The organism is Mycobacterium sp. NTMscope_MAC_12, from assembly GCF_976985675.1.
The window spans coordinates 4,074,994-4,083,696 of the sequence record NZ_CDRJYY010000001.1 but is presented as its reverse complement, the minus strand read 5'-3'; the positions used below and the strand labels follow the sequence as shown (position 1 = coordinate 4,083,696).

6 protein-coding genes are annotated in these 8,703 nt (G+C 68.0%); 4 read left to right on the top strand and 2 right to left on the bottom strand.

What is annotated here, in order from left to right:
• Positions 1–12: 12 nt before the first annotated feature.
• Positions 13–933: a DMT family transporter gene (locus AC0KS4_RS18835; protein WP_225326342.1), complete on the bottom strand. Its 921-nt coding sequence runs from the start codon at positions 931–933 to the stop codon at positions 13–15.
• A 106-nt stretch (positions 934–1,039) separates the two neighbouring features.
• Entirely contained in the window at positions 1,040–1,921 is an 882-nt protein-coding gene (locus tag AC0KS4_RS18830; protein ID WP_238956652.1) for an oxidoreductase, read from the bottom strand.
• Between the two features lie 186 nt (positions 1,922–2,107).
• On the opposite strand from AC0KS4_RS18830, the gene AC0KS4_RS18825 reads away from it, so the two are divergent.
• The 4 genes from AC0KS4_RS18825 to AC0KS4_RS18810 all read left to right on the top strand — a co-directional run bounded on the left by AC0KS4_RS18825 (position 2,108) and on the right by AC0KS4_RS18810 (position 8,699).
• On the top strand, positions 2,108–3,139 hold the full coding sequence (locus AC0KS4_RS18825; protein WP_225326344.1) for a diacylglycerol/lipid kinase family protein: 1,032 nt from the start codon (positions 2,108–2,110) through the stop codon (positions 3,137–3,139).
• Between the two features lie 441 nt (positions 3,140–3,580).
• Positions 3,581–6,829, top strand: coding sequence for a thioester reductase domain-containing protein (locus AC0KS4_RS18820; protein WP_238957364.1), 3,249 nt, complete (start codon positions 3,581–3,583; stop codon positions 6,827–6,829).
• 20 nt (positions 6,830–6,849) lie between these two features.
• A complete protein-coding gene (locus AC0KS4_RS18815) occupies positions 6,850–7,758 on the top strand; it encodes a metal-dependent hydrolase (protein ID WP_238957363.1) in 909 nt (302 codons plus the stop codon).
• Between the two features lie 17 nt (positions 7,759–7,775).
• On the top strand, positions 7,776–8,699 hold the full coding sequence (locus tag AC0KS4_RS18810; RefSeq protein WP_238956651.1) for an alpha/beta fold hydrolase: 924 nt from the start codon (positions 7,776–7,778) through the stop codon (positions 8,697–8,699).
• Positions 8,700–8,703 lie beyond the last annotated feature (4 nt).

Sequence of the window (8,703 nt, the reverse complement as noted above, 5' to 3'; positions counted from 1 at the left end):
CCCCGGGGACCGTCAGCCGCTCAGGCCCGCCTCGAGCTTGGTGTCGGTGGATTTCACGTCGCGCCCCGCGCCGGCCGACACGGTCGCCGCCTCACCGCGGGCCAGCCCCACCGTCGCGACGATCACCACCACCGCCGTCGCGGCGAGGGCGAGCCACTCCCAGCCGCTGGCCGCCAACGTCTCGCCGAGCACGACGATCCCGAGGATCCCGCCCACCACGGGCTTCGCCACGATGATCGTGGGCAGGGATGCGGTGAGCGCGCCGGCCCGATACGCCGATTGGTGATAGATCATGCCGGCCACCCCGCAGGCCACCAGCGCGTAGAGCTCGAAGGAACGCCACACCTGGCCCGGGTGGCGCTCGAGGATGTCGACGACGCCCTTCATCAGGACCGCGAACACCGCCAGCAGCGAGCCGGCCACCGCCGCAAGCAGCAGCGCCGCGACGGGACGATCCACCCAGATGCGGGCGCCCAACAAGCCCAGCAGCAACAGCGGGCCGATCACCGCGGCCACCACGAGCCACGTCTGCAGCGGCGCCCGCTGCTGACCGCCGGTCGGGTCTCCGATCGCGATGAGCACCGCCAGCGCGACCGCCAGTAGTAGCGCCCAGGTCCACTCCCGGCGGGTGATCGGGTGATGGCTCATCCGCGCGTAAATCGGCAGCGCGAACAGCAGCGCCGTCACCTGCAGCGACATCACCAGCAACACCGAGCCCTTGTCGAGGGCGGCGGCCAGCAGCAGGTAACTGCCGATGTCGCCCAAACCGCCCAGCCACCACCGGGTGTCGCGCAGCAACATGCCGAACAACGTCAGGTGGCCCACCCGCCTGTCGGTGACCTCCTGCGCGGACCGCTGACGCACGACGTTGCCGATCGCCGATGCCAGCGCGGCACACAGGGCGAGAATGGCCGCCAGATGCACGTCGGACATGGCATAACCTCCTCACCCAGCTGGCTTGTGCTCGAACTACTAATTTAATCGCGGCGCCGACCGGCGCGCGCCTCGCGGTTGCCCGGGCCGCACAGACGCGGCCCGCTCAGAGCGGGAATGCGGTTCCGGTGAGCCGCTCGGACAGTTCCCAGAGCGCGGCGGCGGTGCCCGCGCGCCTGGCCGGCCAGTTGCGCCACGTCGGTTGGGTGCGACCGTACAGCCCGAACCGCGGGCCGACGAAGGTGTTGCCCGGCAAATCCTGCGACACCGCGTACAACGTCTGGCGGGCGCCGAAATCCGCGTCGGTCGACACGATGCGGTCGACCGCCAGGACCGCCGCGTCGCCCAGTTTGCGGCCGGAGTTGCCCTGCAGGTTCGTGTGCGACCAGCCGGGGTGGGCGGCCAGGGCGCGCAGCGAAGCGCCGACGCCGTCCAAACGCCGCTGCAGCTCGCTGGTGAACAGCAGATTGGCCAGCTTCGACTGACTGTAGGACAGCCAGGCCGAATAGGGTCGCGACTGAAAGTTCAAGTCCTTGAGGCTGATATAGCCGAAGTGGTGCATCAGCGAGGACACCGTCACCACGCGGTCGGTCAGCTTGGGCAGCAGCAGGTTGGTCAAGGCGAAGTGGCCGAGGTGGTTGGTGCCGATCTGACCCTCGAAGCCGTCGACGGTCACCGCGTGTTTGGTGGCCATGATGCCCGCGTTGTTGACCAGGACGTCGACGGTGTCGATGCCCTCGGCGAAGCGCCGCGCCGACCCCAGATCTTGCAGATCGAGCTCGCGCACCTCGACCCGGCCGGCGGCCGAGCGCGCCATGCGGGCGGCCGCGGCGTGACCCTTGTCGGTGTTGCGGACGGCCAGGATGACGTGGCCCCCGACCCGGACCAACTCGCGGGCGGTGATCTCACCCAGCCCGGCGTTGGCGCCGGTGATGATGATGGTCCGTCCGGCGAACGAGGGCAGCTGGGCTGCGGTCCAATCGGCCATGGCAGACACCCTAACCACGCATCCGCGAACGCCGCCGCGGGGCCGAGCGGCCTCGCGGCGGCGCCGAGGACGCGTTCGGGGTCCGGCGGTGCTCCCGGGTATCGTGCCTGGGATGACCAGCGACATCCCACCGGCGCGGGTAGCACGACAGCGGTGTTTTGTCAGGTACGCGCGGGGGATCGCCGGATGTTTCTAGGCGTCATCGTCAATCCGAAAGCGCGGAAGAATCGTGCCGCTCCCCGCGATCGCATCGACGAGCTGCGTCGCCTCGTCGGTCCCTGGGGCGAGGTGCACGAGACCGCATCCATCGACGATCTCCGCGACACCATCAAGCGGATCGGCCCGCGCGTCACCCACCTGGTGGGCGACGGCGGCGACGGCGCGCTGCATTGGTTGATCAACGAAACCGAGCAATGCGAACCGGACCCCGAACGCTGGCCGGCGTTCGTCCCCTCCAACGGTGGCAGCGTGAACGCCGTTGCGCGCAAGGCCCGGGTGCGCGGCCGGCCGGAGACGATCATCCGCGCATTGACGGCGGCCGCCGAAGCCGATCGACCTCCGCCCGAGGTGCGCCTGGACACGTTGGTGCTCGACGGCGAAACCGCCGACGGCGCGGCGTTTCATCGGCTCTGCTTCGGGCTGGCCGCCGGGGGTGTCGGCAACCGCTTCTATGACCGGTACTACGCGGCCCCCGACCACGGTCGGCTGGCCGTCGCGCGGGTGATCGCCCGCAGCTTCGGCGACTACATCACGTCCAAGGTCGCCCCGAGCCGGGTGAAGACCCCGAACTACGCGTCGATCCTGTTTACCCCGACGAGCGCCCGCGTCGTCATCGACGGCGACGAGGTCCCGTCTCGCACGCACAGCCTGCTGCACGCGGGCGCGATCGACCTGCGCATCGGTGGCCCCCTGCGGTTGTTCCCGAAGGCGGCCGAACCCGGCGCGCTGCACTTTCAGGCCGGATACCTACGGCCCTCGAGAATCGTGGCGCAGCTTCCCACCGCCCTCACCAACGGCATGCTCCGTGGCAAGGGGCTGCGCGACGTCAACGGCCACGAGATGATCATCGAAGCCGAGGGCGAGCCGCTGTCGCCCATCATCGATGGGGAGCGCTTCCTGGGCATCGTGAAGCTCGTGGCCCGGGCGGGGCCGCGGATCCGCATCGCGCAGGTCGCGCCGTCCAGCATCGCCCGGGCGCGCAGCGCGACGGCGTCGTGACGCACGCCACGTCATAGTTCCGCAATCCGGTTCCGACACCGTGCGGCGCGCGTAAAAGGCCCGGTAAATCCGACCCCGGAAATGCTTTTATGGCTTTGCGAATTGACGCCTCGGCCAAGCGGATGAAAGACTATTACGGCCCGCACTATAGGCATCTGAATTACGCGAATTAGTACATCCGTAGGTCAGTATCTGAGGAGCCTGTTCGGGCAATAACGCCAGGTCGCTGACCACTGAGATACTGAAGTCCGTATCGTCGCAGATCAGCATTTGCGCAATTAATTTCGCCGCTTAAGCCAGAGCTGTGAATGTGTTGTGCATAGCCCATTAATGGCGCTGAATGTTTTGCTCTTCACCGGTCGGCGGCGCTACATTGGTTTTATATTCATGACGGAAGTCGTTCCCGGGCTCAGCCCGAACCGGAAGGGGGTCGCTCCTACGATGGAGACGCTGATCGATTACCTGCACAAGTGGGAAGCGCTGAAGCCGGACCAGACCCTTTTCCGCTTCGTCGACGTCGACGGGCGCGAACTCGAGCACTACACCTATCAGAGCTTCGCCGACCGTACCCGCGAGCTGGCCGCCTACCTGTCCAAAGAGGCCGGCCTCAAGGCGGGTGAGCGGGCGTTGCTCGTCTACCCCCCCGGCCTGGAGATGATCGCGGCGCTGTATGCCTGCGCGCGCATCGGGGTGATCGCCGTTCCGGTCAGCCCTCCGCTGCCCATGTCGTTCGATTCCGGGCTGGCCAAGCTCAGCTTCATCGCGCGGGATTGCGGCGCCAGGGCCGTGCTGTCGACGAAGCAGTTCGAGTACGACTTCCGGCTGCTGCTCGGCCAGCGGCACGGTGGGCAGGGCTGGTCCGACGCCGCCCTGCCCGAGCTGCCCTGGTTCGCCACCGACGGTGCCCAGGAGTTCGGCGGCGCCCCGGTGGCGGACACCCCGGGGGACGTGTTCTTCCTGCAATACACGTCGGGCTCGACGAACGACCCCAAGGGCGTCATCGTCAGCCACGCCAACGTGATTGCCAACGGGTCCGCCTTCACCGGCGACGTGGTGCTGGCCTCGTGGCTTCCGCAGCATCACGACATGGGCCTGATCTCGGCCTACATGTTCATCCTGCTGCTGGGTGGATCCACCCATGCGATGTCGCCGTTGGACTTCCTCGCACGGCCCTCGTCGTGGCTTCGGCTCATCAGCGACGTCCGCGCCACACACACCCCGGGACCGAACTTCGCGCTCGAATACTGCCTGCGTGAGGACAAGCTGCCCGCCGCCGAACTCGCCGGTGTCGACCTGAGCAGCCTCGAGTGCATCGTCGTGGGGGCGGAACCGTTGCGGGCCAACACCTTCGACCAATTCCGGCAGCGGTTCGCCGACTACGGCCTGCGGCCCGAAGCGCTGACGGGCGCTTACGGCATGGCCGAGTCCACGTTGATCGTGTCGATCCGGGGGCGCCAGACCATCGCGGTGAACAAGCGGGGGCTGGAAAAGAATGTCGCGCGGGTCGAAAAGGCGTTGCCGGAGAACAGCAATCAGGTGCCGTTGGTCAGCTGCGGCAAGCCCATCGACGACACGCTGGTTCGCATCGTCGAACCCGAATCGCGAAAGGCACTGGGCGAGGGCCGCGTCGGCGAAGTCTGGCTGGACGGGCCCTCCAAGGGCGGCGGCTACTGGAACCGCCCGGAGCTCACCGCGGAGATGTTCGGCGCCCGCATCGCCGGCGATGACGAACACACCTACCTGCGGACCGGCGATCTCGGCTTCCTCTACGAGGGCGAGCTGTTCGTCTGCGGCCGCAGCAAGGATCTGATCATCGTGCGCGGTGTCAACTGCTACCCCTCCGACATCGAAGCCATCGTCGAACGCTCGGACGCGCACGTCCGCAGCGGGTGCGTCGCCGCGCTGTCGGTCGAGCGCGACGAGCAGGAGGCGTTGGTCGTGGTCGCCGAGGTGCGAGACGAGCACAACCTGCCCGACGCGAAGGCCCTGGCCCGCGCCATCCGGCGGCACTGCCACGTCGATCCGCACACCATCGTGTTCGCGCCGCCGCGCAGCATCCCCAAGACCACCTCGGGCAAGATCCGGCGCGCGCGGACCCGCCAGCTGTGGCTGGACGGCACGCTGCCCGCGTTCACTAGTTGGGTCAACCCGGCGGTCACCCGGGCCCACGAGGGTCTGGAGGTCGGTGCGGGCCCGCTGGAGCGGTTCCGCAATCTCATCGAGAGCTACGACCTCACCGGCGACGAGGACTGCTCGTTCGCCGACCTCGGCATCGATTCGCTGGCGCTGGCCGAACTGCGCACCGACCTGCAGGCCGTGCTGGAGGAGCGCGGCGCGGGCGAGCTCGCCGAAGAGGTCAACACGCGCCTGCTGCAGCGGCTGACGGTGGCCGAATTCTTCGGGCTGATGCGGCAATTCGGGGAGGGATCCGGGCAGCCGCTGGACGCCCTGCGCCGGGCGCTGGACCAGATCTCCGCCGACTACGAGGCATACGAGACCGCCCAGATGCGCGCCGACGCCGCCCTGCCGCTGCCGGAGCCGGCACCGGCGCGGGCGGGTGCGCCCACCGACATCCTGCTGACCGGCGCGACCGGGTTCCTGGGGCCGTTCCTGGTGGGCAGCCTGCTCGGCAGGACGTCCTACAAGGTGCACGCACTGGTGCGCGCCACGGACGCGGCGCACGGCTTGGACCGCATCGTCGCGTCGCTGCGCCGCGCTCAGCTCTGGACGCCGGCGCTGGAGGCCGAGGTCCGGGCGCGGGTGCGGGTGATCTGTGGCGATCTCGCCGAGCCCGCGCTGGGCATCGGGGAGGCGGCCTTCCAGCAACTCGCCGAGGACGTCGACGCCGTCGTGCACAGCGGCGCCCTGGTCAACTACGTGCGGACCTACGACGCCCTGCGGCCCGCCAACGTGGAGGGCACCCGCGAGCTGTTGCGGCTGGCGATGACCGCCCACCGCAAGACTTTCCACCTGGTCTCGAGCACCTTCATCTACGGCTGGAGCACCGAGCCGGTGGTCGGGGAGTGGGACGCGAACGAGAAGATGGCCGGGCTGGACTTCGGCTACTCGCAAACCAAGTGGGTCGGCGAGCAGCTGGCGCTGGCCGCGCAGCGCAAAGGGCTCGACGTCCGCATCTACCGGCCCTCGCTGATCTCTCCGACCCGGGCGGGCTTCGGCAGCCAGGACGACATCTTGGTGCGCCTCACGGCGTTCATGATCGAGCACGGCCTGGCCGTCAACGCGCTCAACCAGATCAGCCTGCTGCCGGCGGACCTGATCGCGGATCACATCGTCGCGCTGATGGATCTCCCGGACGAGTCGGGCAGTGTTTTCAATATGACGGCCGACGACTACTACAACCTCACCGACATCACCCGGATCCTGTCCGAACGCTACGGGTATCGCTTTGACTACCACGACATTCCGTCGTTCGCCGAGCAGCTGGACCGCCGCTGCACGCCGAACGACCAGATGTATCCGCTGGTTGACTTCCTCACGCGGTCGGCGGGCAAGATCGCGGCGATGCGCGACAAGCGATACAACAACACCCAGTACCGGCACCGGCGGGGGCTCGCCACGGTCCGCCTGCGCGAGCCGGCCCTGACCGAGACGGTCGATTACCTCGTCCGGTTCTTGCGCAGCGAGCGTCTGATCACTGAGGTAGAGGATGAGGCGCAACGCAGCGCCTAGCACGGAAAGGGATGGCAACGATGTTCACCGTCGACGACAAGGCGGCGGGCCCGCATGACGCCTCGCTCGATCACGAGCGCATCGTCCTGCAGGCGCGTGACGTCGACTTCGATTGGTCGACGCTCCCGTTCTATTACGTGCCGAATGAGCCCTTCACCACCCACTTCTGCAACGTGCTGCACCTGCTGCTGCCGGCGGGTGAGGAGTTCATCGTCGACGCGTTCAAGGACACCCTGCCGCTGATCAAAGACGATCAATTGCGGCGCGACGTGCAGGGATTCGTCAGCCAGGAGGCCATGCATTCGCAGGCGCACGCGGGTGTACTCGGGCACTTCGCGGCCAACGACATCGACGTCACACCGTTCACCGACCAGATGCGTTGGCTGTTCGGCCAACTCATCGGTGACCGCCCGCACTGGAGCGGGCGCCGGCGGCAGAGCTGGTTGCTCGAACGGGTCTCGATGGTGGCGGCGCTCGAGCACTACACCGCGATCCTGGGCGAGTGGATCCTGGATACCCCCCAGCACGACGCCCTGGGCACCGATCCGGTAATGCTGGACTTGCTGCGCTGGCACGGCGCGGAGGAGGTCGAGCACAAGGCCGTCGCGTTCGACACCATGAAGCATCTGCGCGCCGGGTACTGGCGGCAGGTGCGCACCCAGCTGCTGGTGACGCCCGCGCTGCTGTGGCTGTTCATCCGCGGCGTGCGATTCATGTATTCCGTCGACCCCTATCTGCCGCCGGGGACCAAACCGCGCTGGCGCGACTATTTCCGCGCGGCCCGAAGGGGCTTGGTGCCGGGGCCATTCCAGTTCCTGCGGGTCATCGGCGCCTATTACACGCCGAGTTTCCATCCGTCCCAGCTGGGCGGGGTGGGACGCGCGGTCGACTATTTGGCCCGCTCGCCCGCCGCCCGAGCGTCGCACTGAATACGGGAGCGTTCGGGATGACTCAGTCCAGCACCGTGGTCGCGTCCGACGGGGTTTCCCTGGCGGTCCACGCCTACACCGAGATCGACCCGCGGCGGCCCACCGTTCTGGCGATCCACGGCTACCCGGATAACCACCGCGTGTGGGACGGCGTCGCACACGAACTCGCCGACCGGTTCAACGTGGTGGCGTATGACGTGCGCGGGTCCGGCGAATCGTCGAGGCCGACGGGACGATCGGGTTACGTTCTGCCGCAGCTGGTTTCCGATGTCGGCGCGGTGATCGACAGCCTCGGGGTGGGCCAGGTTCACCTGTTGGCCCACGACTGGGGTTCGATCCAGGGCTGGGCGGCGGTCACCGACGACTCGGTGATGGCCAAGGTCGCCTCGTTCACGTCGATCTCCGGGCCGCACCTGAACTATGCGGGCAGGTTCCTGCGGTCTCCGCGCACACCGCGCGCCGTTCTCGACGTCGTCAAGCAGGCCCTGGCCTCCTCCTACATCTGGTTCTTCCTGTGCCCGGGTGTGCCGGAGCTGGCGATCCGGTCGCGGGCGACCGTGAAAGTCTTTGCCGCGGTGGAACGTATCGGCCGCGGGCGCGGCAGCGATCGGCAACGCGCGGCCACGACCCGCTCGATCGAGGACTACCTCAACGGGCTGAACCTGTACCGGGCGAACATGCCGGCGCCGTTCTTCGTCCCGGTGCGGCAGTTGCCGCAGACCCGGGTGCCGGTGCAGGTGCTCGTCGCGCGGCGGGACTATTTCGTATCGCCCGCCCTGCAACGGTTTACCGGCTCTATTCCCGACCGCGGCAGGATCGTCCCGATCGAGGGTGGCCATTGGGTGGTCACCTCCCATCCCGACGTCATCGCCGGGTTCACCGGCGAGTGGGTCAATCTGACGTCGGAGAGTGCGGGCCGCCGCGAAATGGGGCAGGCGTGAGAAC